Consider the following 21,312-nt stretch of genomic DNA (forward strand, 5'->3'; position numbering starts at 1 on the left):
AGGACAGACGATGCGCAAACCGCGTGATTACGACGCCGAACTCCAGGCGCTGACCGACAAGGCGAAGGCGCTCAAGACGAAGAAGCAAGGCCAGCTCGGCGAGCTGGTGATCGCCACTGGTGCCGATGCGCTATCGATCGAGCAGCTTGCCGGCGCGCTCCTCGATGCAGTCGGCGCCGACGTCAGCATGAAGGAGGGATGGCGCAAGAGCGGCGCGGCGTTCTTTCGCGACAGAGGCACCCACGCTCGCAAGGGCACTCGCAGCAACGCGGGCGGCGCATCGGCGAGCGATGCAGGCGCGCAATCGCCTGCAGGCGAAGCGGGCGCTGCATGACACGCGCGCGTGGCAGGTGAAGCGGCGCGAGCGCACGCGTCAACTGATCGAGCTGGGCGGACTGATCGCCAAGGCCGACCTGATCGAACTGACAGGCGACGATCGCGGGGTCATTCTGGGCTTGCTTGTCGAAGCCGCCGCGACGCTGCGAAGCGAAGCGCGCGAGCGGCAGTTAACGCTCTGGCGACGGCGCGGGAAGCGCGCATTCGAGACTGCCCCGATCGAGGCCTAGCCGCGCGGCTTCACCGTCACCCAGACATAGATGGGTGCGGCAAATTTGCCGGGCGCCGGTTTGCCGACATCGATGCGTTCCGCGGTGACCAACTCACCGCTCTCGAGGTTGAAGCTCGCCCAGGGTTTCGGCATGCGCCCGAAGCTCATCTTCTGGATGGGCTGGCCGGTGGCCGTGCTCATGATCGTTGCGGTAATACCCATGCCGCGCCGGTAGCGGCGGCAAGTCGATCCTGTCTAGCCATAAGCGTAACAGGATTCAGATTGCTGTTGCCGCCCGCTATTTTGCCTTGGCGGGGCCGCTGCCGCAGGCTTGCGGCCACCGCCACGACCCTTGGCGCCGAGCCCAAACTGCTTCGCCAGTTCGCGGCGCTTCTCGGTGTAGCTCGGCGCGCTTATCGGACAGTCTTTCGGGGAGGCGGCGCGATTACTTCGCTTGCGCCTCCAGCAGCGCGATGCGCTCTGAACAAACAGCATGAACCGCGCGGCCCAATTCTTCGACACGTTCGCCGAGCCACCGCAGTTCCTCCTCGGTTATCCGGTAATGCTTGCTGTAGCGCGCCTTCACATAGGCTTCCTTGAGCTTCTCGAAGCGCGACCGATCGGCTTTCATCTCGCGCGGCCAGGCATCGACGAGGCGCATGTCGATGCGCTCGGCCTGCGTGCGGAGGAATCCGAGATTGTGGACATGGGGGCTGTAGAACGTGCAGACCAGAAGGACGCAGTGGTAGAGACGCTCCACGCCTTGATGAAGCTCAAACGCGGCCTTTTTATATCGCCCCCTTTCCGTGTTCGAACGAAAATCGTCGAAGAATTCTCCCGCGCTCGGAAACCACTCGTCAAAATACTCCTGCGCCATCGCCAGCGCCTGCTGCGGCGTCTTGGGCTTTGGCGTGTGGAGCGGCTTGTCGTCGCTCTCGTAGAGCGCGATCCCGTCGCGCGCGACGTCCATGAAGAAATACCGCCCGTGCGCGAGCCCGTCGTTCACCTCCTGCAGGGTGTGAACGATGAAGTTCACCGGGGTCTTGAGGGTCTGGTCGATCAGAAGCTCCCGGGCGAACCGGTCGTCGAGCTTCGACCAGACATCGACCTTGTCGATGAGCCGCTTGTCGCTGACGATGATGAGCAGGTCGAAGTCCGAGCGATAGCCCTTGGCGGTGTGCGGTTCGTCGACCCAGCCGCCGCGCGCATAGCTGCCGTAGAGGATGATCTTGTCGATGCGCCCCTTCTTCTTCCAGCTCATCGTCGCAAGCGCGATGCTGTCGGCAAATTCCTCGAAGATGATCGCCTTCACGCGCTCAAGTTCGCGCTGCTTGGCGGCCGGAAGATGATCAAGGTCGGTACGCATGATGATTATCACCCTGTAATCGCGCGGGCCGGATGGCAAGCGCCATCCGGCCCGCGCGCCTTCCTAGAACCGGAAACGCCACCACCATGGATCCTTTTCGTCCATCGCGATCATGAGGACGCGAAGGGCACCCGCAAAATGCCATTCGACATCGGCGACCGTGATGCCGAACCGGGCGGCGATCTCGGGATAGCCGAGCTCCTCGACGCGGATTGCGAGGAAGACCTTGCGGTCCATCTCCTCCATCCGATCGACGGCACGCTCGGCACGCCACAGGCGAAGCCGGTCTTCGCGGGATAGGCGCGCGCTCATTGTTCGTCCCCAGCGAACGCCAGCAGATAATCGCTTGCCTTGCTGGCGGCGCTCGCCGCGCGGAAGATCGCCTTCTCGTCGCTGCGCAGCACCGACAGCCACGACCCGATATAATCGGAATGGCGAACCGTCGGCGCGATACCGAGCGACGCGCAGGTGAACGCCGCCGCCATCTCGGCGACAAGTTCCTCGCGGGCGTAGGACTCCGATCCGAACCCGCCCTTCTGGTCGCGGTCCAAGCGGCTGGCGTGCCCGGTCCAATGGCCAAGCTCGTGGAGCGCGGTGCGATACCAGTTGATCGGTTCATGGAACGCCGCCTGCGGCGGCACCTGCACAAAGTCGTGGCTCGGGCTGTAAAAGGCTTCGCCGCCGCCAATATTGAAGCGCGCGCCGCTTCCCGCAATCAACGCGTCGGCCTCCGCGATCGCCAGCACCGCATCGGGGCCGACCATAGGGGCGGTGTAATCCTCGGGTAGTCCCTCGCACTGATCGACGTTGAACACGACGAAGCGCTTGAGGAAGGCCACCTGCCGGGCTTCGCGATCTTCGCCTCGCGCTGCTTCGGCCTCGGCCTTGGGCGTGAACCGGTCGGCATAACAGATGACGGTGCCCTTCTCGCCGCGAATGACATTGCCGCCCGCTGCCTCGGCCTGCCGATAGGTCAGCCAGCGCTGCGACGCATAACCCTTGGCGATACCCTCGGCCCAGAGGATCAGCACGTTGATCCCGCTGTACCTGCGCGCCGTTCCCGCATTCTGCGGCATGGTGCATCCGCACGCCGCGCGGTCCCATGGCTGCACCCATGGCAGCCGCCCGTCTTCAAGCTCAGCAATGATCCGGCTCGTGACCTCGGCGTAGAGGCTCGCCCGCTCGTACCTGTCCTTGACCATATCCCTTCTCCTTCCAACCGCGGCCCGGCCCGGAAGGGGCGCAGGGGGGCGGCAGGAAGGAGCCGGAAGACCCGCATGATCGGGCGGGCTGCATCCGCAGGATCGTAACGAAGTGGAGAACCCGCAGCGCGGGTTGCGGCCGGGCCGGGCGGGGCTAGAGGCGAGTGACGCCCGCCTGCGTCCCTCCCGTGCCGGGACCAAATGACGCCGCCGCGAAGCGGCGACTGCTTGCCTCATCCCCGAACGACTCGAACGATGATCGCGCCGCTCGCGGCGCGTCATTTTGGACGCGGCCGTCCCCGACGGCCTCATTGTCCAGCGGCGACGCCGGGGGCGAGACGATTTGAGAAAAATATGTTCGCCTACGCCACAGCACGCTGCAGCCCTCCAGGATACGCCAGCGTACGCCAGCCTACGCCAGCGCACCTACGCTAAACTACGATCCAATAAATGGCGCTTTTCTGCGGTGTTGACGATGCCCCTCTCCATGCCCTTCAATGCTCTCACGCCGGAACATGATCCCCCGAAACATGGAGAAACATAATATGGCATATCAGTCCCCCCTTCGCCTCATGCGGCTCACCGAAGTCCTCAACCTGACCGGGCTCAGCCGCGCCACCCTCTATCGGAAGATCCGCGCCGGCACCTTTCCGCCGCAGCACAAGCTCGCGACACGCTGCTGCGGTTGGCGCGTCGGCGAAGTCGACGTCTGGCTTCGCAACCCGATGACCTTCACGCTCGCCGATCTCGAGCGCGCTCGCGACGCTGCCTGACGATTGAACTGTCCCGGCACGGCAGATCCCCGCGCCGCAGATCGCGGCGCGGGGCGGGTGTAGTCTCAGTCGACCGCGTTCCAGATGATCGCATAAGCGTCGTCGCTCTCCTGACCGGCAGCGCGGCCGAGGTTCGCATAAAGCCGGCGCGGTCCGAACTCAGGCGCCGCGAGGCTCAGCGACACATAGCGTTCGCCTGACTGCTGGCCGACGCGGATCCAGCCGGCACCGATCTCGACGCCTTCGGAATAGACCCGGTAGTCGGGCTGAACATCGCCGCTCTTCGAGCGGTTGGTGTGGATCTCGATCGCTGCGCGGATCGAGAGGGTTTTAAGCTGGCCCACGAAGCCCTTGTCGATGGTGCCGTTCACAAAGCCGATAGCTGCCATTGGTCGTCTCCTTCACTGTGCCGCGGGACCATCCTGCGGCATGGGCGGACCAGAGACCGGCGCTTGAGGCGCATCGCGAACCCGTCAGGGTCGCAGCGAAGCGGAGGAGTGCGGGCGGCGCGATTATTTGAAGCGAAGCGGCCGCGAGGAGCGTGCGCAGCACGCGGGGACATAATCGCGCCGAGCGCACTTTCGCGGGGCGCCGCGCCGGTCCAGGTCAGATCGCCCGCCGCCGGGTTGGCTCCGGAAGGGTGGAGCTCGCCACTCGGCATCGACGTAAACGGTCACTCTCCAGCAAAATGAGGGGCTCAGCCCATGGAAATGACTGCGACCGCAGGGTCCGGTGCGAATTCCGCACTGTTCAGCGGGGCCGATAAGGCTCGCATGCAATGCCGTCACCGTCGCCGTCCATCTCCGGACGGTAACCAGGCTGACCACGATAAATGGGCGCAGCTCCTGCGGCGCGGGCCGCCCGGCAATTGGGATAATAGACCGAAGATCGAGGGGTTTGCCGAGGAACAGCCAACGAACGCGGCGGCTGCGACTGCGCCTGAGGAGCGCGGTGCGCCGATCGCCATTCTGAGGGAGCGACGAATTCTCCCGCCCAAATCCCTCTCGCCGCTTCGCGGGCCCGCGCTTCGTCTAATATATAAGCGTCGCTATACCGCCTGAAGGCGAGCGCCATGCCTGCTTCGACCATCGCCCGACCCAGGTCGGTCCCGTTGACAGTGGAGACTGCGACGTTGCGACCATAATCATCGATATCGCGCTGCTGGCAGCGAACCGATCCCCGGGCAACGAGTTCGCCAAGCTTCGCGGCAGCCGCTTTCCCGCAATCCCAGGCTTCCCCGCCGCGCGTACATTTTTGATCATATTCCGGCGCGTCAATTCCATAGAGGCGCACTGATATGCCCGAAAGCGACAGACTGTCGCCATCAACCGCCTGAGCCGGGCCGCTGATATCCTGGGCCAATGCCGATGCAATAGCTGCCCCGGCCAGAATATTTGCAAGAGCTAGCCGTATCAGCAGCGTGACCATGACTTGATCCTGAATTTGGGCCTTCCAGCGATATTGAGGCGCGCACGAAAGGCAATGCGCGCTCGATCGACTTGCACGCCCCTCCCCTTCTGTATTCGCATAACATGGATTAATTTCTTGTAACATTGCGCCGCTGTGGCAAAAGAGCAGCCTCGTTGCGGTGACGTAGCGCTCAAAGGGCGCTTTCGAGGTCGGTCCTCACGCGCATTGCTGGCAAGATCAGCAGGTTGCACCATTCTGGGACAGACTTTTGCGCGCAAAAAAGACTCGCATATCAAGCGATTCGAGTTAAGAATTCCTAATAATTAACATTGCAGGGCGAGTCGCGGGCCTGCCACCACCAAGGAGGATACCGACGATGAGAAAATTTCTTTCCAAAGCGCTTCTAGTTTCGGCTGCGGTCTTGGCCATGCCGGCGGCGGCAAATGCTGCGGTTACGCTCAGCACCGTTACGCCTGGCACTGATCCCTATTCGGGCCCGGCGCCGACCTATGATTTCGAAACCCCTGCCCCGGTCAGCGGCGGGCTTGTGACGACCGGCTCGGCAAGCGGTATCCGCGCGCAGCCGTTCGGCAGCACCGGCAACTATTGGACGGTCGGACCGAGCGACGGCTCGCCGGGCATCCTCGACCTTTCGTCGATCGCTGACATTTTCAACGTCAGCTTCCTCTGGGGTTCGGTCGATGCCTATAACCTCGTCGAATTCCTCGACATGGACGGCAATGTCATCGCCAGCTTCACCGGCAGCGACATTTTCAACCCGGCCAACGGCAATCAAACCGATCCGAATCTCAACCCGGTCGTTCGCTTCGACATCACCGGCAATGATGTCAGCAATCTGAAGTCGCTGCGCCTCAGCTCGACGGGCAATGCGTTCGAGACCGACAATTTCACCATTAATGCGGTTCCCGAGCCGGCAACCTGGGCGTTGATGCTGCTCGGTTTCGGCGCGATCGGCTTCGGCATGCGTCGTCGGCGTGGAACGGGCGCGCTTCAGTTCGCCTGACGCTCAAGGTTCCAGCAAAGGACCAGAAGAGGCGGCCTTACGGGCCGCCTCTTTTTTTGTGCCATGCGTCTTAGAAACGACGATTTTGTCGACGAAGTGGCATTTGCGCCCTTCAGCCAGCCCGCAGATTTGCCTCGCTAACGGCACGAAACAGTCCCGATCCACCCAGGCCGAGATAGACCAGCCCGACCTCCTGCATATCCGCGGCCAGCACGGTTCCATTATCCATGCTCCCGCCCGGGTAGCGGCCAATCGTTTCCCATTTTGCGGCGCCAGGACGACGCGGGTCAAAATCGATGCAGCGATGGAGGCCTCGCACGCCGGCCAAACCGCCCCAGGCATAAAGTGTCGGATAATCGCTCCCAGGCGCGGCCTTGCCGAACGCGAAGTCGAGCGGTTCGCGCACGCCGGCAACCCGCGCCCAGCTTGAGCCCTCGTCGGCACTGAAGAAGATTCCAATGTCAGAATCGCTGTCGTTTGCATCGACGTCGCCGACGCAGAAGAACAGATGCGGGGAGCGTCCTGGCGGCATCTTCAATTTGCAATTGAAGGCGTCGGTTCCGAAAATCGGTCCGATCAGATCCTTGCGCATGCGTTGGAAATTTCGCCCGCCATCGTCAGATTTCCAGATCCCGCGGAAGCGCCGGCTCGCGTCATCATGACGTTCATTGCCGACATGGTAGAGAAAGAAGGTTCCGGGACGTTCCTTGTCGGCGAGAAGCTGGATGCGCTGATAGGAATATTGGTTATGCCAGCGCATTCCGCTGTTATCGGGCTCGGCCCCCTCGAAAAGGCAATAGGCCCAACTCGCGCCATCATCGAGCGTCACGCTCGGCTTATTGTTGCCGGTAGGCAGCCAGACCAGATTTCCTGGAGGGCCCACAGCGATGTTGCCGCCGAACCCCGTGCCTTCGGTTGCCGGCTGCGGCGCGGTGGCACGGACATTTTGCGGAACCGCGGCGACGGGCGCCCAGCTCTTTCCGCCGTCCCGCGAAATATTGCAGCAGCCATTCTTGCTGCCAACCACGGCAAGATAATCCTCATTGCCCGCGGCGTGATCGATGCCGCCGCCATGATCGAGCGGTACCGCATTGCTGACGCCGATGTTGGCGGGATATTGTCGGAACTGCCACCAGTCGCGGGTCGCGACGTTACGGTCCTGCGTGACATAATGGATCCGGCTGTTCTGCGGCGGCACCATGATCTGCATCGACACGAGATTTTCGATGCCGACGCTGTCTTCGAGATAGACCGGGACGCTGCCATCATGCGGCGGGCTCATACATTTCCAGCAGCCTATGCCTTCCGCGATGTAGAGAATATCCGCCTCCGTATCCCACACGCAGGCGCCGTTCGACATGTAATTCTCGTTGGTGGTCTCGTGCCAGCCGATATGGACCGCCTTGCGCCGGATCCGCGGTGTCAGCGGACCGAAGGTGGCGCCCCCGTCCAGCGAAAGCCGATAAGCGCTTGAAGCAATCATCGACACAATCCGCTTGCCGTCGGCAGATATCGCAATGTGTTTTGCGTCGGGGACGCCAGGTACTGAAGTCCAGCCTCCCCGCTCGGTCCAGCGGCGTAGCGGCGCGCCCTCACCGCGAGAAGTTCCTCCGGTCCATAAATTGCCGCCGCGCGCCGCCATATGACCGATGTCGGCAGGGCTTCCTTCAATAAGATCGAAATGGCCTTGAATTCCGGAAATCGACCGAAAGATGCCATGGCCATAAGACCAAATATAGACCAGCCGGGTTCGCTCGCCATTGCTGCCGCTGTCGGGGTCAAATGCGATCGCCATCCCGCGATCGGGGGCACTTGGCGCGGGGATTTGGGGATGCGCCGCCCAGCTGTCCCCGCCGTCAAAGCTGATATGGAGCCCACCACGGGCGCCCGTATCGGGATTGCCGATGCCCAGGACCAGATGATTGGCAGGATCGACTGCCATTCTTTCGTTGGTCATTCTCGCGCTGCTATTGGCGCCATAGCCGTTATAATATGGAAGAGCGGTCCGTCGCCACGTCCTGGCCCGGTCGCCGCTTGCATAGACGAAGCCGCCTTGGCACACATAAATGCAATCGGTCTGGCTCGGCGCTACGGCAACATCGTAACAGCCCGCACCGCGCGGATAATGGTAGCGCATCAGCTCGGGATCGATGTTGATCCCCGCCTGCAGCAGCGGCAGCCACCGGTTTTCCTCGGAAGCCCAGATGAAGCCTCCGGCGGTGTCGGTGCGGCAAACCCGGACCTTTTCGGAGCCCCGCCCCGCGATCCGCATTCCGGTCACATATCCACCACCACCGATCGCGACGCGCTCGTACCGCCAAGTGCCGGATTGCCTGTTTTCTGCGTCCACGCTTCTGCTCTTCCCTTTACCGCGCCAAGGCTTTTGCGGGGCCGCCAACGCGCTCGACATCTGCACCGCGTGATGCAGCTGGAGCCGGATGCTGGCAAACGGACCGGCGAAGGGCAGCCTCGCGCAAGCGCTGCACCATTACAATACAATATAAGCATTTATCGCTTAGGATGGCTTACAAGGCCGCTACCGCGAATATGCATTCGCTGCTATGCTGCGGCCCGGATTTAAAGTCGAGAGCGACCGCGGAAATCCGGGGTTGAGAGCCGGCGAGGGTTCGGGAGGGACATGTGGAGACGATTTGGGACTGGATCACCGTCATTGCCTTTTCAGGCCTGGTGACCTTGCTGCTACAGCGATCGGCCGAGGAAACGCCGCGCGACAAGCTTTGGCAATATGCACCGCCGGCGGTCGGCTGTGCCGTCGTCAACTATATTGGCAATGAAGGCTATCCGCTATTTGCCGCAATTCTACTGGTCGGCGTGATCATCTACATCTTTACCGTGCTCAAGGTGCCGAACCCTTTCCAGCAATCGCGTTAAGCTTTGCCAAGAGGCCTTTCCCCATTCGGGACGGCGTGCCGCGAGTCCCGGAATTGCACTGTAAACGCTGTCGATTTCTCCGCCATTCTGCTATTTGCTTTGGCTGGCGGTGATGCCGATAGGTCAACTCGGATCGGGCTTGAAGGGCCGGGTGCCAAGTGGTGAAGGGCGGGAATATCTACAGCAGGCCTGATCATGACCTGTCGCTCGCGACACCGCCGAACCCGTCGACCGAGGGCGGCCTCTTTGCGTCGGCGCGCGACAAGCGGACTTTTCTCTATATCTTCTCGCTGGCCCTCGACCTTCTGGCGCTGGTGCTCGGCTATGCTTGCGCGCTGCAAACCCGCGACGCGCAATGGCTCAGCGCCGGCGGTCATTCCATTCTCTTCATAGCCCTTCCGCTGTTCCTGATGTTCGAAATCGCGCGCGAAACTCAGGACGCCGAAACCTTGCAGAACCGGTTGCTCGGTACCAAACGCGCGCTTGGCGCGCTCGGGGCGACGGCCTTCGTGATCGTCGGCATCAGCTTTCTTTTCAAGGTCGACGAGATCTCGCGCATCGGCTTTGCGATCACTTTCGGTACGGCGGCCATATTTCTGATAGTGTCGAAAATCATCCTCGATCGCGTCGTGAAGCTCGTGATGGGCGACGTGGTGGTCGCCACGATCCTGTTACTCGACGGCCTCGATGCCGTTCCCGAAGGATCCGCCGTGGTTGTCGATGTCGGCGCCCAAGGCCTTTGGCCCGATCTTGATCGCCCGGACATGATCGACGCGCTCTCGCGGCTGATTGCGCCCTTTGACCGGGTGGTAGTCGCCTCGCAATATGATCATCGCGCGGAATGGTCGACCTTCCTGAAGGGGCACGATGTTGGCGGCGAGATCATGCTCGACCGGGACCTTCTGCATGGAGCAGTCGCGCTCGGCCGCTATGATCGGCGCGACACGATCGTTCTCTCGCGTGGGCCGCTCAATCTGATGAACCGGGTACAAAAGCGCGCGCTCGACCTCGTCACGGCCAGCGCAGCGCTGATCCTGCTCGGCCCTCTGCTCCTGCTTGTCGCCTTGGCGATAAAGCTCGACACGCCGGGGCCGGTCTTCTTCCGGCAATTGCGCGTGGGCCAGGGCAACCGCCAGTTCAGCATTTACAAATTCAGGTCGATGCGCGTCGAAGCGAGTGACGCGATGGGCGACAAGTCCGCCTCGCGTGCGGACGATCGCGTAACGCGGGTCGGTCGCTTCATCCGCCGCACGAGCATCGACGAGCTCCCGCAGATATTCAATGTCCTCAAGGGCGAAATGAGCATGGTGGGACCGCGTCCGCACGCGCTTGGCTCGACCGCGGGCAATGAATTATTCTGGCATGCTTCGCAGAAATATTGGCTGCGACATGCGCTCAAGCCAGGCATTACCGGTCTTGCCCAAATTCGTGGTTATCGCGGATCGACCGAGAGAATTGAGGATCTGGAGCTCCGGGTGCGCTGCGACCTTGAATATCTGTCCGAGTGGTCGCTGTGGAGCGACATCATGATCCTGCTCAAGACCGTACGCGTGGTGATGCATAAAAATGCATATTGATCCCGTCTCGCAAGGGAGCTGACCGCGCGGTGCGCATTCTTGGCATCCTCCTGATTCTCGCATCGCTGCCCGGTCTGATCTGGTGGGTACGGGCATTCCCGCAGCACCGCAAATGGGCCTATTTCGCGATCGGCGCCCTGCCCTTCACCATGAGCTTTGCCAATCTTGATGTCGCCTTCATCAACTGGGCGACATGGCCCGGTTTTGCGCGCGGGCTTATCGTCTCCATTCTCGACACGCTGGCGATAGCCATCATCCTGGCGGCACGCGCGCCTTTCCGCAGGCTGCCGCTGCTCGGCGCTCTCGGCGCCTATCTGGCTGCGGTGACGGTGTCGGTCTTTGTGTCGCATCAATGGGAAAGTTCGAGCTTCTACGTTTTTCAACTCCTGCGTGTCATTCTGGTTTTCGTTGCCGTCGCTTCGGTTGCCGGCAAGCCGGGCGCGGTTCGCTGGATTGCCTTCGGGCTTGCTGCAGGCGCGATTTTCCAGGGAATTGTGACGATCGAACAACGCATGTCGGGCATGGTCCAGGCCACGGGCACCATGGCTCACCAGAATCTGCTGGGGCTGATGCTGCACTTCGTCACCCTGCCGCTGCTTGCCCTGCTGCTTGCCGGAGAACGCAGCAAGCTGATCATGGCTGGCGTCGTCGCCTCGCTCGTCGCGGTGGCGCTCGGCGCGTCGCGCGGTGCCGTCGCCTTCGTAGCGGTGGGGATCGCATTGCTGCTCATCCTTTCGCTCGCAAGGCGGATGACGCCGCACAAATGGAAGATCGTTGGACTGGCGGTCCTGTCGCTGGGCATCGTCGGCCCGGTTGCTGCCACGAGCTTCGGGGAGCGCTTTGCGAGAGGAGCGTCAACCGCGCTTGGTCCCGACGGCGAACGACAGGCCTTCGAACGCGCTGCGAAAGCGATTTGGCGTGACCACCCGATGGGTGTGGGCGCGAACCAATATGTCGTGATCGCCAATTCGCAGGGCTATTCGCAAAAGGCCGGCGTCGTCTGGAACTACAACAGCCGTTCGGCGCATGTGCACAATATCTACCTGCTCGCTGCGGCCGAGACCGGCTGGCTCGGCCTTCTGACGCTCATTTTCCTGTTCGCCTGGAGCGTCATTCGCGGGCTCGCCTTCGCTTTCATGCATCGACGTGATTCACGCGGCGATATCGTGCTCGGGGCGAGCGTCGCCATTCTCGTGACGGCGCTTCACAGCCTGTGGGAATGGGTCTTCATCGTCTATTTTACCCAATATGTGTTCGCGATCGCGCTTGGCATCATCGCGGGATGCATTCGGCAGGCAAAGCTCGAACGCCGACATAAGACGATCCGCAAGCCACCTCCCGCCTCGTCCGGCGGACAGCAGGACGGCTTGGTCGATACTCCAGCCGCGGCCCTCACCATGGGGCGCGGGAGCGCGCGTCGGCGCGGTTCGGGCGCGTTGCGCCCGGCGCGGCGATAAGCCGCGATGGAAAGCAGTCCCACCGATATCGGCGCCGCCACGCCGCCGACCTCGCGGCGCTGGCTGCGGCAGATGGCGGGATGGACCGGCCATTTTGGCTCGGTCAGCTGGATTGCCGCGACCTATGCGATTCAACAGGTCGTGCGGCTGGCCTCAAGCATTCTCTTGGCCTGGCTTCTCGCGCCAGCGCTTCTCGGCACGATGCTGCTCATCAACGCGCTGCGGACGGGCGGGGAACTGCTCACCGACGTCGGCGTCGGTCAGAGCATCGTCAACAATCGGCGCGGCGAGGAATCCGACTTCTTCAACACCGCCTGGACGGTGCAGATCGTGCGCGGCCTGCTGCTCTTCGCGGCCGCCCTCGCCCTCACCGCGCCCATCGCTCATGCCTATGGCAAGCCGGAGCTGCTATACCTGCTGCCTGCCGCTGCCCCGATCTTTCTGCTCACCGGCCTCACTTCGCCGTCACGCTTCCTCCTTCAGAAGCGACTGGAGGTTCGCAAGCTGGCCTCCTTCGACCTCGCAATGGCGATCTTCGGCTCGGCGATCCAGATCATTCTCGCCTATTTCATGCCAACCATCTGGGCGCTCATCATTGCGCTCCTGATCAGCATGGCCGTCCCAGCAATCGCGAGCTTCTTCCTGGTCGACTGGCGCATGCATCGCCTCCGCTGGGAACGGACGGCGCTGCGCGACATTGTTCATTTCGGCAAGTGGGTCTTCCTGTCCTCGTTGATCTACTACCTCGCCATGAATTTCGATCGTCTCTATCTGCCAAGCGCGATACCGCTCGCGCTGCTCGGGATTTACGGCATCGCGCGGACATTCGCCGACGCGGCCGCGGAACTTTTCCAGCGCGTCGGCAGCTTCCTTGTGTTCCCGAAGATTTCGGCCACCAATCTGCGCGGGCATGATCTGCGCGAGGCAATCGGACCGATGCGCCTTGCGCTGCTCGGCTTTGTCGCGGTCGGGCTCGCACTCGCTATCGCACTTGCGGATCGCTTCATCTACCTCGTCTACGACGCGCGCTATCACGATGCCGGCATATTGCTCACCGTTCTTCTTGCGGGGAGCTGGTTTGCGATTCTTGCTGCCATGTCGGATGCCATCATGATGGGACTTGGAAAGCCATCGGGCGTGGCGTTCGGCAACGGAGCCAAGCTAGCCGTGGTGGCGATCGCACTGCCCGTCCTTCTCCCACGCTACGGCCTCAATGCCGCGATGCTGGCCTTCGTCACGGCGGAAGCCGTACGCTATTGCATCCTCGTCTGGCGCAAGCGAGCGGCAGGGATCAATTTCGTGCGACAGGATATTGGTCTGACGCTGCTATTCTTTGCCTTGATCTTCCTGTTCCGGGAGGCGAGCTATCTGGCCGGATTGACGGGCAGCATCGGCGATTGGCTGATCGAAGGGCAGAGGATGCATGGCTGACGGGCAGCAGAGCCGCATGGGAGTGGTGGCGATAGGCCGTAACGAAGGCGAACGGCTGCAGCGCTGCCTTCGCTCGATCCCGCCCGGCATTCCCATGGCATATGTCGACAGCGCATCGATCGACGACAGTGTCGCCTTTGCTCGCTCGGTCGGTGCCGACGTCGTCGAACTTGATATGCGCCTCCCCTTCTCGGCCGCGCGCGCGCGCAACGAGGGTGCAGCCCGGCTTACCGCGCGGCATCCCGAGCTGGCCTTTGTCCAGTTCGTGGACGGCGATTGTGAGTTCGAGCCCGGCTGGCTCGCCGAGGCGACCCGCTTTCTTGAGAACGAACCCGAATTCGCCGCGGTTTGCGGTCGCCGGCGCGAGCGCTATCCCGAGGCGAGCTTCTACAACAGGTTGTGCGACGCCGAATGGAACACGCCGCCGGGTGAGGCTGCCGCGTGCGGAGGCGACGCCATGGTTCGTCTCAGCGCTTTTGCTTCGGCAGGCGGCTATGATGGCGCTGTCATTGCCGGCGAGGAACCCGAATTCTGCGCACGGCTTCGCACGCGCGGCTGGCGGGTCTGGCGGCTTGATGCGCCAATGACGATACACGACGCCGACATGCATCATTTCCGCCAATGGTGGATGCGCGCGGTGCGCAGCGGCTATGGCTATGCGCAAGTCTGGTCGAAAACGCGGCGCCTCGGTGCGCCGCTCTACGGGCGCGAGCTTGCGCGCGCGATCGGCTGGAGCGCAGCGCCCATAGCGCTGGCACTGTTCTTGACAGTACTCCTCGGACCGATAGGTCTGCTTGCTGCACCATTGTTGTGGGCGGCCCAATTTGTTCGGCTCGCACGGCGAGACGGCGGCATGCAAGCCGTGCATCTGCTCGCCGGAAAATTCGCCGAGACCTGGGGAGCGCTGCGTTATGGCGCGGCGCGCGCGGCGAAGCGCCGGCAAGGAGCGATCTACTACAAATGAAGATCGCCTATCTCGTTAGCGACTATAGCGCCCCATCGCACACATTCGTGCGCCGCGAAGTGGCTGCCCTGCGCCTGCGCGGGGTTGAAATCGCAGCGTTCAGTGTCCAGCCGGTCGCGCGCGAAGGCGAAGCAGAGAGTCTGCTCGGGCGCCCGCTTTTGGTCTATTTCGCGGCAATTTGCGTTATTCTCGCCACCAGACCTGGACGCTTTGTGTCGACCTGGCGGCTGGCGCTCCGCCACCGCGTCGGGGGCCTACGCGCACTGCTTTGGTCGCAATTTCACTTCGTCGAAGCGCTGCTGCTTGCGCGGCGGCTGCGCGCCGAGCGTGTCGGTCATCTTCATAATCATTTCGCCAACAGCGGCGCCACCGTGGGCATGCTGGCCGCGCATTGCGCGAACGTGCCGTGGAGCCTGACGCTGCACGGCATTTCTGAGACCGACCCACCGGCAGGAGCGCTGCTGGCCGGCAAGATCGAACGGGCGCGCTTCGTCGCCTGCGCGTCCTATTTCATGCAGGCCCAGGCGATGCGGCTCGTGGAACCAGCTCAGTGGACCAAGATGCACATCATCCGCTGCGGCATCGATCTGGCGGCACTTCCCAAGGCACAAAAAGCTCGTTCGACGCGCGCGTCGACACCGCCGCGCCTTGTGTCGGTGGGACGGCTGTCGCCCGAGAAGGGTTATGCGGGCCTTCTTTCAGCGCTTGCGGCGCTGGTTGCCGAGGGCCGCGATTTTTCGCTGACCATTGTGGGCGGCGGGCCGGCGGCAGATGCGGTCCGGGAACAGGCCGCGACACTCGGGCTCGCTGAGAAAATCGAATTTACCGGACCGCTTCCCGAACGCTCGACGCTCGCGCGCATGGCCGAGGCCGACATCTTCGTCCTGCCGAGCCTGATGGAAGGTCTTCCGGTCGTTCTCATCGAAGCGCTCGCGCTGCAACTTCCCGTCGTAGCGAGCCGCGTTGCGGGTATTCCCGAACTGGTCGAGGACGATGTCACGGGCCGGTTGTTCACCGCGTCGGACTGGGACGACCTCAAGCGCGCGCTCGGCGCGCTGATTGATGACCGCAAGGCGTGGATTCGGTTAGGCGAGGCCGGGCGCCGGCGCGTGGCCGACGACTATCAGGCGCATAGCGCGGCCGCGCGCATGTCACGTCTGTTGACGGGCCTCGGCTGAGACGCCCCCCGTTTTTGACCGGCGCCGCAGACCGCCCGTTCCGGGCGGCCTGCCGCCCTACCAGTGGCTCGCCGCGCCGCGCCGCTTGATCAGGCGATTGGCGGCGATGCAGGGGCCGAGGTTCAAAAATGTTGCGGCGAGCGAGAATGGCGCCCGCGCCAATGCCTTGCGCCAGCCGACGCCCTTGAGATTGTGCAGTCGCCAGCTGAGCATCCGCGGGGGCAATGCCCACCATTTGCCCGCGACCTCGCGCGCGATGATCCGGTCGATCCAGTCGGGTTCATCCTCGTTCCAGGACTGGATGCGCTCGCCGACATGATCGCGGTGTTCGCCGGCCCACAGATGTTCGAATATCCATCCGTTGATCGTGGTGCCGAGCGTCATGCGCCGCTCGTGCGCGAAGAAGCCCGCGATACTATGGGCTTCAAAATAATGCGTCGGATGCGGCATGCGCGCGATCGTCTCGAACCGCGGGGGATGGGTAAAGCCGCCGGTGTGGATCATGGCGCTGAGCGCGCCATCCTCTCCCGGAGTCGGGACCGGGAGCCAAATCTTGCGCAATTCCGACATGCGCGCCGCGTAGAGCGAGCCATTGATCGCGTGCGGCGCCGGCGTTTGGCTCGAAATGCGCAGCGAGAAGCGATCAATGAGCGTCTTGTGCGCCTTACGGGCGATATTCTTTAGCGGAAATCCCGAAACGGCAAGCAGCACCGGATCGCCCGCGAGCCGATCGACGAGTTCCGCCAGCACATGCTCGCCCGCCAGTTCGATATCGGCATCGAGAAAGATCGCAATGTCGAGATCGCCATCGAGCAGTTCATGAACCGCGAGATTCCAGCTGCGGGCCTTGCCGCCGATCGGCGTGTCGTGGACACTCCAGATCGGTCCACCGTCGGCAAATCCCCGCGAGAGGGCTGCCGAGGCCTTGGCCGCAGTCGCGTCACTCGACCCATTGCTGACAACGAGGATGCGGGAGACGCCATCGACGCTTACCAGCGACTGTCCCGCCAGCTGATCGATCAAACCGCCGATCGTGTCGGCCTCGTTGCGCGCAATGATGCAGATCGCGACGCGATTGCCCTTACGCTCGGCGAGCGCCGGCTCCGCTTCCGCTTGGCGGGTCACGACGGATCGTAATATTTCCCGTAATCGGGCCCGCCATAGCCATAACCATAGCTGTCAGCGAAGCCGCCGCTGTAGCGGTTGAGAATCGTCCCGACGCACGGCGTCGGGTGAAGAACGGCCAGCACGTCTTCGACATGCTTCCTGGTAGTTTTGCCGCTGTCGACGACGAGCACATAGCCGTCGAGCAATTCAAGGCTGATCATCGCATCGTCGCTGGCGAAGGCTGGCGGTAAATCGAAGAGGATGATCGCTGCATCGCTGCGGTTGCGGAAAATGTCGATCATCTGCGCAAAGCGTTCGCCGGCGAGAAGCTCGGCGGTGTTACGCTTGCGGCGAACGGCGGGAAATATCCCGAGTTCGCTGCCGTCGACATGCCGACCGAGCGCTGCAAGATCATCCGCTTCGCCTTCGAGGAAGCTCTCGATCCCCCGATCGAGAGTCAGGCCGATCTCTTCGGCGACCGATGCGCGGCGAATATCGAGATCCACCAGGAAAACGGGTTGCTCGGCCACGCGCGCGAGCGACGAGGCCAGATTGAGCGAAAGATAGGATTTGCCTGCCGCAGGCGTTGCAGAGGTCAAGCCGACAAGCCGAAACCCGCTTTCCTTGAGCTTCTTGCTCAGGCTCGAGCGAAGGAGATTGAAGGGACGCGCGCGAATGTCGCGGCTGTCGAAGCCAACGAGCTTGTGCGAGTTGAGCTCGGCGCGCTCGGGAGTGAATAGCGGGAGATCCGCGAGCCGGAGCAGGTCGCGGACGCCGGGAGAGGAAAAATCGCGGTCGGCCATGGTCGAACCTTTATTGGTATCAGGAGCGGCGAAGCGGAACGAAACGCTGCCAACCGCGCTTGGGAACGCGCGTTGACTCGATCACGGGGATGATACCGATCGGCGAGGCACCGAGGATCGCCTTGAGCGCCCCAGGATCCCGGATCGGGCGCAGGAAGAGCTCGACCGCAAAGGCGAGTACAAAACCGAGCCCGAGGCCGCCACCGATGCCGAGGGCAGCGAGTAGGATGCAGTTAGGCCAGCTGGGGCTGTCGGGAATGACCGGCGGCTCGACGACCGACAGGCGCTCGGCCATTTGCTCGTCCTCGGCGCGCACGCCCGCGCGCGCGGTCATCAGCTGCTTTTGCACCTGCTCATATTGCGTGTTGAGCGCCGTCAGACGTTGCTGGAGTTCGCCGAGCTGCTGCTGGACGAGCGGAGCCCGCGCCTGCGCGGCGAGCCGCGAGCTGACCTCGGCATTCTCCTGCGCCTTTGCGGCGCGAAGGGCCGCGATCTGCTTGTTATTGAACGCGATCTGGTCATCGATCGTGTCGAGCGGCAGCTTTTGCGTATTGTCCTTGGCAAGCCGCCGCGCCTCGGCAAGCGCCTGCTTGGCGATCACCACGTCGGGATGTGTTTCGGAATAAAGCGCCCGCGCGGCAGCAAGCCGTTGCTCGGCTGCCGCAACCGTGGGATCGCGTTCGTCGCTCGTCTGCGCGACATTACGCTGCATGAGGAGAGTCTGGTTGTCGCGCTGGAGCGCGGCAATCTGTACGTCGTAGCTTCCTGCCCCCGAACCGATGACCATGCCGCCGGAGGCCAGCACATTGCCGTTGCGGGCGTTGACGCCAGCGATCTGCGATTGAAGGTCGCCGATCTGCGATTCAAGGCCCGCGGCCTGATCCGACAGAAACTGCACGGTATTGGTCGCCTGCTCGGTATTGCCGCGCGCGTCGAGCTGCAGAACGCGATCCATCAGCGCTTGCGCTACGGCCTGTGCCTGCGCGGGCTGCGAATATTCAAAGGCAAGTTCGAAGGCGATGGCCCGCTGATCGGGGCGATTGGGCTGCGAGCCCGCATCGGTAGGTGTAAGGCTGATGGATTCGCGCATTTTCTCGAGAATTTTCGAGAGGGGCTTGCTCTTGCGGTCGCTCGCATAAAGACCGTTGCGTTCGATCAGTTCGATAAGATCGGGACGCGATGTGATCTGCTGCTGAATGGCCGCGATCCGGCGGTCGATCGCATCTCCGCCGTCGAGCCCGATAACCTCCTGCGGCAGCTGTGGCGACTCGACGAGCATGATGGCATTGGCTCGGTAGGTCGGCGGAATGAACAGGATACCCGCCAGCGCAGCGAGCGCGCCGACGATCGTCGGGACGATGATCCACCAGCGGCGTTGCCACAGGATTGCAGGCAATTGACCGATGAAATCGGACCCGCCTTCACCCTGCTCGCCGGCCATATCGTCGAACTGATCCATCAGCGAAGCTTCCCGAAGCGCACCGTTACACCGACCATCAGCGAATAATTTGCATCGCGCCGGCCCTGGGTATCGCCATAGAGCTTGGTATAGGCAGGTGTCACGTTCAGACTGACGCGGTCGCTGAGCTTGCGACTGTAAGTGGCGCTCGCTCCGACGATGTCGGTGATGCGCGTCTGGAGCGGAAAGCCCGCAGCACCGCTTTGATCGGTGCGGCCATAGCGCCCGGAAAAGGCGAGACGGTCCTTCTCGGACAATTGCGCATCATAATTGACCGCAATCGCGGTGACGTTCGAGACGCCCCCGAGCGCGGTGGGCTGCGCGGAGCGATTTGCCGAAACGCACATGGTGCGATTGAGACCCTGATCACACAGGCCAATATTGCCGGAAAAGCTCGTAAGTCCGACCCTCGATCCGGTCCCCACATCGGTCCGGACGTAAGATATGCCAGCCCCCGCCACGAGGCTCAGGCGCGAATTGATTTTCTGCCGCAAACCGATCTGCGGACTGACGATCGTACTGTCCCCGATGCTGCGACCGAGATAATTTACGCGGCCGACCGAGACGCTGGCGGTCAGCGCGGTGCGCTCGGTCAACTGACGCTGATAGCCGACGTGACCAGAGAGATCCTGATAGTCGAAGCCCACGTTGCGCTCGACGAAGGCAGCGTCGAGCGACAGGCCGGCATCAATCGAACTGCGCTCGTCGATCGCATGGCTAAGGCCGATCGACGCGCTGGCATTCTGCCGGCGGGTGCGAACGCCCGCAATCGAGGTATCGACCGGCGGAATACTGGGATCGGGGATGCTTCCTGGATCAAGCGGCGCCTCGATCGGAAAGAAAAAGCCATCCTGCACGACCGAGCGCGAAGTCTGATAATATCCCGCCATGCTGAGCGTCGTGCGCTCATCGAGCTTCTGATCACTCGACACGCCGGCGCGCCCCGAAAAATCATTGCCGTAGCGCTGGCTATATTGCGCAAGGCGTAGCGTGCCATCGAGGCTGGTCCGGCCCGATTCATTTTCCCAGACGATCATCGGACGCACTTCGAGCGTCGCTGCGGCGGCGGCCTTGCTATCAACGTAAAGAAAAGGATTGGTCGACACCGATGCGCCCGCCGACACATCGACGGTCACCTGCGGCTCCTGCGCCTGCGCGGTGCCGAAAAGGCCGCACGCCAACATCATTATCGATGAAGCAATTTTCCGCATCATGCCCCTCCTGCCCCACCTGCGCCTCACGGGACGATGACCGTGTCGCCGGTTTCGATGCGCAGAATATTGGCGCGCGCGATATCGCTGCTGTCGCCGCCCATCTTGAACAGGGGCGCCAGCCGGACCCGCATCGTGCGCAGATCGTCACCGGATTTGCGAATGATGAGCACGTTGTCGAGATTGGCGAATTCGCTCGGTCCGCCCGCCATGCTGAGCGCTTCGAGCACATTGACGTAGCGCCCCGGCGTAAAGGTGCCCGGCGAACGGACACGTCCCATCACCGAAAACTGCATCCCCGAAGGCTGCACCACCGACACCGTCACCTGCGGAACCTGGCCGCGATACTGATCGCGCAGGCCGTTGGTGATCATCGCTTCGACTTCGGACGGCAAATAGCCCTGGGCTACGACCTTGCCGACAAGCGGGAAGGCGATCGTTCCGTCGGGAAGCACCTTCACCTTGCGCTGCAGTCGCTCCTCGCCCCACACGTAGATCTCAAGCTCGTCGCCCGCATTGATGCGGTAGGCACCCGCACGCGGCGTCGGCGCAGCGGTGGCGGCAGGGACCGGAGCGGCCTCGGCCGGCGCGGAAGACTGAACGGGCTGCGGCGCGGGGTCTGCCTGCACGGCGGCCGCGGGTGCCATCAATAGCAGGGAGATCCCGATCGAAAGCAAAAATCTGCGCATGGGGATAAAACCTTTACGGCGCCGACTCTATCGTTGCCCGGCGTCAGCCAGCCCGATCAGTCGACAGAAGAAGTTGCAACAGTATAAGGATGCCTATGATCCCTGACTATCACGTTAACCCTGAAAGGCAAAAGCAGCTGTGTCGCGGCGGCACAAAAACGCGCGCCGGCTTCACGCTTGTTGCTGCCCTCATGGCGAGCCTTTTGATGTCGGGATGCGGCC

General features: G+C 62.7%; 22 protein-coding genes. 10 read left to right on the top strand and 12 right to left on the bottom strand.

Annotated features, from left to right (window positions below):
* The first annotated feature begins 10 nt into the window (after positions 1-10).
* Complete coding sequence (locus P1IM2_RS07420; RefSeq protein WP_186401989.1) at positions 11-334, top strand: conjugal transfer protein TraD; 324 nt, start codon at positions 11-13, stop codon at positions 332-334.
* On the top strand, positions 291-566 hold the full coding sequence (locus P1IM2_RS07425) for a conjugal transfer protein TraD (protein WP_186401990.1): 276 nt from the start codon (positions 291-293) through the stop codon (positions 564-566). Before P1IM2_RS07420 ends, P1IM2_RS07425 begins: the two co-directional genes overlap by 44 nt.
* On the opposite strand, the gene P1IM2_RS07430 is transcribed toward P1IM2_RS07425, so the two are convergent.
* The 4 genes from P1IM2_RS07430 to P1IM2_RS07445 all read right to left on the bottom strand — a co-directional run bounded on the left by P1IM2_RS07430 (position 563) and on the right by P1IM2_RS07445 (position 3,115).
* A complete protein-coding gene (locus tag P1IM2_RS07430) occupies positions 563-769 on the bottom strand; it encodes a hypothetical protein (RefSeq protein WP_186401991.1) in 207 nt (68 codons plus the stop codon). The two genes, P1IM2_RS07425 and P1IM2_RS07430, sit on opposite strands and share 4 nt — an antisense overlap.
* Positions 770-992: 223 nt before the next feature.
* Positions 993-1,913: a HEPN domain-containing protein gene (locus tag P1IM2_RS07435; RefSeq protein ID WP_186401992.1), complete on the bottom strand. Its 921-nt coding sequence runs from the start codon at positions 1,911-1,913 to the stop codon at positions 993-995.
* Between the two features lie 63 nt (positions 1,914-1,976).
* Complete coding sequence (locus tag P1IM2_RS07440; RefSeq protein WP_186401993.1) at positions 1,977-2,225, bottom strand: sigma factor-like helix-turn-helix DNA-binding protein; 249 nt, start codon at positions 2,223-2,225, stop codon at positions 1,977-1,979.
* Positions 2,222-3,115, bottom strand: a complete 894-nt coding sequence (locus tag P1IM2_RS07445) for an ArdC family protein (protein ID WP_186401994.1) — start codon at positions 3,113-3,115, stop codon at positions 2,222-2,224. Before P1IM2_RS07445 ends, P1IM2_RS07440 begins: the two co-directional genes overlap by 4 nt.
* 545 nt (positions 3,116-3,660) lie before the next feature.
* Here P1IM2_RS07445 and P1IM2_RS07450 point away from each other — a divergent pair.
* On the top strand, positions 3,661-3,888 hold the full coding sequence (locus P1IM2_RS07450; RefSeq protein ID WP_186401995.1) for an AlpA family transcriptional regulator: 228 nt from the start codon (positions 3,661-3,663) through the stop codon (positions 3,886-3,888).
* A gap of 65 nt (positions 3,889-3,953) precedes the next feature.
* Here the strand turns inward: P1IM2_RS07450 and P1IM2_RS07455 are convergent, their stop codons facing one another.
* Together P1IM2_RS07455 and P1IM2_RS07460 are read right to left on the bottom strand one after the other, a co-directional pair.
* Positions 3,954-4,277, bottom strand: coding sequence for a DUF736 domain-containing protein (locus tag P1IM2_RS07455; RefSeq protein ID WP_186401996.1), 324 nt, complete (start codon positions 4,275-4,277; stop codon positions 3,954-3,956).
* A gap of 361 nt (positions 4,278-4,638) precedes the next feature.
* Entirely contained in the window at positions 4,639-5,316 is a 678-nt protein-coding gene (locus P1IM2_RS07460; RefSeq protein WP_186401997.1) for an excalibur calcium-binding domain-containing protein, read from the bottom strand.
* A 409-nt stretch (positions 5,317-5,725) separates the two neighbouring features.
* On the opposite strand from P1IM2_RS07460, the gene P1IM2_RS07465 reads away from it, so the two are divergent.
* Complete coding sequence (locus tag P1IM2_RS07465; protein WP_062902553.1) at positions 5,726-6,322, top strand: PEPxxWA-CTERM sorting domain-containing protein; 597 nt, start codon at positions 5,726-5,728, stop codon at positions 6,320-6,322.
* Positions 6,323-6,434: 112 nt separating this feature from the next.
* On the opposite strand, the gene P1IM2_RS07470 is transcribed toward P1IM2_RS07465, so the two are convergent.
* A complete protein-coding gene (locus P1IM2_RS07470; RefSeq protein WP_186401998.1) occupies positions 6,435-8,672 on the bottom strand; it encodes a hypothetical protein in 2,238 nt (745 codons plus the stop codon).
* A gap of 290 nt (positions 8,673-8,962) precedes the next feature.
* Between P1IM2_RS07470 and P1IM2_RS07475 the strand changes: the two genes are divergently transcribed.
* The 6 genes from P1IM2_RS07475 (at position 8,963) to P1IM2_RS07500 (ending at position 15,821) form a co-directional block, all read left to right on the top strand.
* A complete protein-coding gene (locus P1IM2_RS07475; RefSeq protein ID WP_186401999.1) occupies positions 8,963-9,214 on the top strand; it encodes an XrtV sorting system accessory protein in 252 nt (83 codons plus the stop codon).
* 161 nt (positions 9,215-9,375) lie between these two features.
* The gene (locus P1IM2_RS18890) at positions 9,376-10,791 is read left to right on the top strand and encodes an exopolysaccharide biosynthesis polyprenyl glycosylphosphotransferase (RefSeq protein ID WP_260833947.1); all 1,416 of its coding nucleotides are present in this window, start codon (positions 9,376-9,378) and stop codon (positions 10,789-10,791) included.
* 29 nt (positions 10,792-10,820) lie between these two features.
* Positions 10,821-12,248 (top strand): O-antigen ligase, encoded by a 1,428-nt coding sequence (locus tag P1IM2_RS07485; protein WP_186402000.1) that lies wholly within the window; start codon positions 10,821-10,823, stop codon positions 12,246-12,248.
* Between the two features lie 6 nt (positions 12,249-12,254).
* Entirely contained in the window at positions 12,255-13,679 is a 1,425-nt protein-coding gene (locus tag P1IM2_RS07490; protein ID WP_186402001.1) for an oligosaccharide flippase family protein, read from the top strand.
* Positions 13,672-14,643: a glycosyltransferase family 2 protein gene (locus P1IM2_RS07495; protein ID WP_186402002.1), complete on the top strand. Its 972-nt coding sequence runs from the start codon at positions 13,672-13,674 to the stop codon at positions 14,641-14,643. Before P1IM2_RS07490 ends, P1IM2_RS07495 begins: the two co-directional genes overlap by 8 nt.
* Complete coding sequence (locus P1IM2_RS07500) at positions 14,640-15,821, top strand: glycosyltransferase family 4 protein (RefSeq protein WP_186402003.1); 1,182 nt, start codon at positions 14,640-14,642, stop codon at positions 15,819-15,821. Before P1IM2_RS07495 ends, P1IM2_RS07500 begins: the two co-directional genes overlap by 4 nt.
* Before the next feature lie 57 nt (positions 15,822-15,878).
* Here the strand turns inward: P1IM2_RS07500 and P1IM2_RS07505 are convergent, their stop codons facing one another.
* Genes P1IM2_RS07505 through P1IM2_RS07525 form a run of 5 tightly spaced genes read right to left on the bottom strand, consistent with a single transcriptional unit; the run spans position 15,879 to position 21,048 of the window.
* Complete coding sequence (locus P1IM2_RS07505; RefSeq protein ID WP_186402004.1) at positions 15,879-16,946, bottom strand: glycosyltransferase; 1,068 nt, start codon at positions 16,944-16,946, stop codon at positions 15,879-15,881.
* Entirely contained in the window at positions 16,943-17,731 is a 789-nt protein-coding gene (locus P1IM2_RS07510; protein WP_186402005.1) for a CpsD/CapB family tyrosine-protein kinase, read from the bottom strand. Before P1IM2_RS07510 ends, P1IM2_RS07505 begins: the two co-directional genes overlap by 4 nt.
* Positions 17,732-17,750: 19 nt before the next feature.
* The gene (locus tag P1IM2_RS07515) at positions 17,751-19,190 is read right to left on the bottom strand and encodes a Wzz/FepE/Etk N-terminal domain-containing protein (protein ID WP_186402006.1); all 1,440 of its coding nucleotides are present in this window, start codon (positions 19,188-19,190) and stop codon (positions 17,751-17,753) included.
* On the bottom strand, positions 19,190-20,404 hold the full coding sequence (locus tag P1IM2_RS07520; protein WP_186402007.1) for a hypothetical protein: 1,215 nt from the start codon (positions 20,402-20,404) through the stop codon (positions 19,190-19,192). Before P1IM2_RS07520 ends, P1IM2_RS07515 begins: the two co-directional genes overlap by 1 nt.
* 23 nt (positions 20,405-20,427) lie before the next feature.
* Positions 20,428-21,048, bottom strand: a complete 621-nt coding sequence (locus tag P1IM2_RS07525) for a polysaccharide biosynthesis/export family protein (RefSeq protein WP_186402008.1) — start codon at positions 21,046-21,048, stop codon at positions 20,428-20,430.
* Between the last annotated feature and the right edge of the window lie 264 nt (positions 21,049-21,312).

The organism is Sphingopyxis sp. P1IMeth2 (assembly GCF_900185685.1).
Classification (GTDB): Bacteria; Pseudomonadota; Alphaproteobacteria; order Sphingomonadales; family Sphingomonadaceae; genus Sphingopyxis; species Sphingopyxis terrae_A.

Coding starts and splice junctions, on each gene's coding strand:
- P1IM2_RS07420 (WP_186401989.1), top strand. CDS start 11: ATGCGCAAACCGCGTGATTACGACGCCGAACTCCAGGCGCTGACCGAC.
- P1IM2_RS07425 (WP_186401990.1), top strand. CDS start 291: ATGCAGGCGCGCAATCGCCTGCAGGCGAAGCGGGCGCTGCATGACACG.
- P1IM2_RS07430 (WP_186401991.1), bottom strand. CDS start 769: ATGGGTATTACCGCAACGATCATGAGCACGGCCACCGGCCAGCCCATC.
- P1IM2_RS07435 (WP_186401992.1), bottom strand. CDS start 1,913: ATGCGTACCGACCTTGATCATCTTCCGGCCGCCAAGCAGCGCGAACTT.
- P1IM2_RS07440 (WP_186401993.1), bottom strand. CDS start 2,225: ATGAGCGCGCGCCTATCCCGCGAAGACCGGCTTCGCCTGTGGCGTGCC.
- P1IM2_RS07445 (WP_186401994.1), bottom strand. CDS start 3,115: ATGGTCAAGGACAGGTACGAGCGGGCGAGCCTCTACGCCGAGGTCACG.
- P1IM2_RS07450 (WP_186401995.1), top strand. CDS start 3,661: ATGGCATATCAGTCCCCCCTTCGCCTCATGCGGCTCACCGAAGTCCTC.
- P1IM2_RS07455 (WP_186401996.1), bottom strand. CDS start 4,277: ATGGCAGCTATCGGCTTTGTGAACGGCACCATCGACAAGGGCTTCGTG.
- P1IM2_RS07460 (WP_186401997.1), bottom strand. CDS start 5,316: ATGGTCACGCTGCTGATACGGCTAGCTCTTGCAAATATTCTGGCCGGG.
- P1IM2_RS07465 (WP_062902553.1), top strand. CDS start 5,726: ATGCCGGCGGCGGCAAATGCTGCGGTTACGCTCAGCACCGTTACGCCT.
- P1IM2_RS07490 (WP_186402001.1), top strand. CDS start 12,255: ATGGAAAGCAGTCCCACCGATATCGGCGCCGCCACGCCGCCGACCTCG.
- P1IM2_RS07495 (WP_186402002.1), top strand. CDS start 13,672: ATGGCTGACGGGCAGCAGAGCCGCATGGGAGTGGTGGCGATAGGCCGT.
- P1IM2_RS07500 (WP_186402003.1), top strand. CDS start 14,640: ATGAAGATCGCCTATCTCGTTAGCGACTATAGCGCCCCATCGCACACA.
- P1IM2_RS07510 (WP_186402005.1), bottom strand. CDS start 17,731: ATGGCCGACCGCGATTTTTCCTCTCCCGGCGTCCGCGACCTGCTCCGG.
- P1IM2_RS07515 (WP_186402006.1), bottom strand. CDS start 19,190: ATGGATCAGTTCGACGATATGGCCGGCGAGCAGGGTGAAGGCGGGTCC.
- P1IM2_RS07520 (WP_186402007.1), bottom strand. CDS start 20,404: ATGATGCGGAAAATTGCTTCATCGATAATGATGTTGGCGTGCGGCCTT.
- P1IM2_RS07525 (WP_186402008.1), bottom strand. CDS start 21,048: ATGGCACCCGCGGCCGCCGTGCAGGCAGACCCCGCGCCGCAGCCCGTT.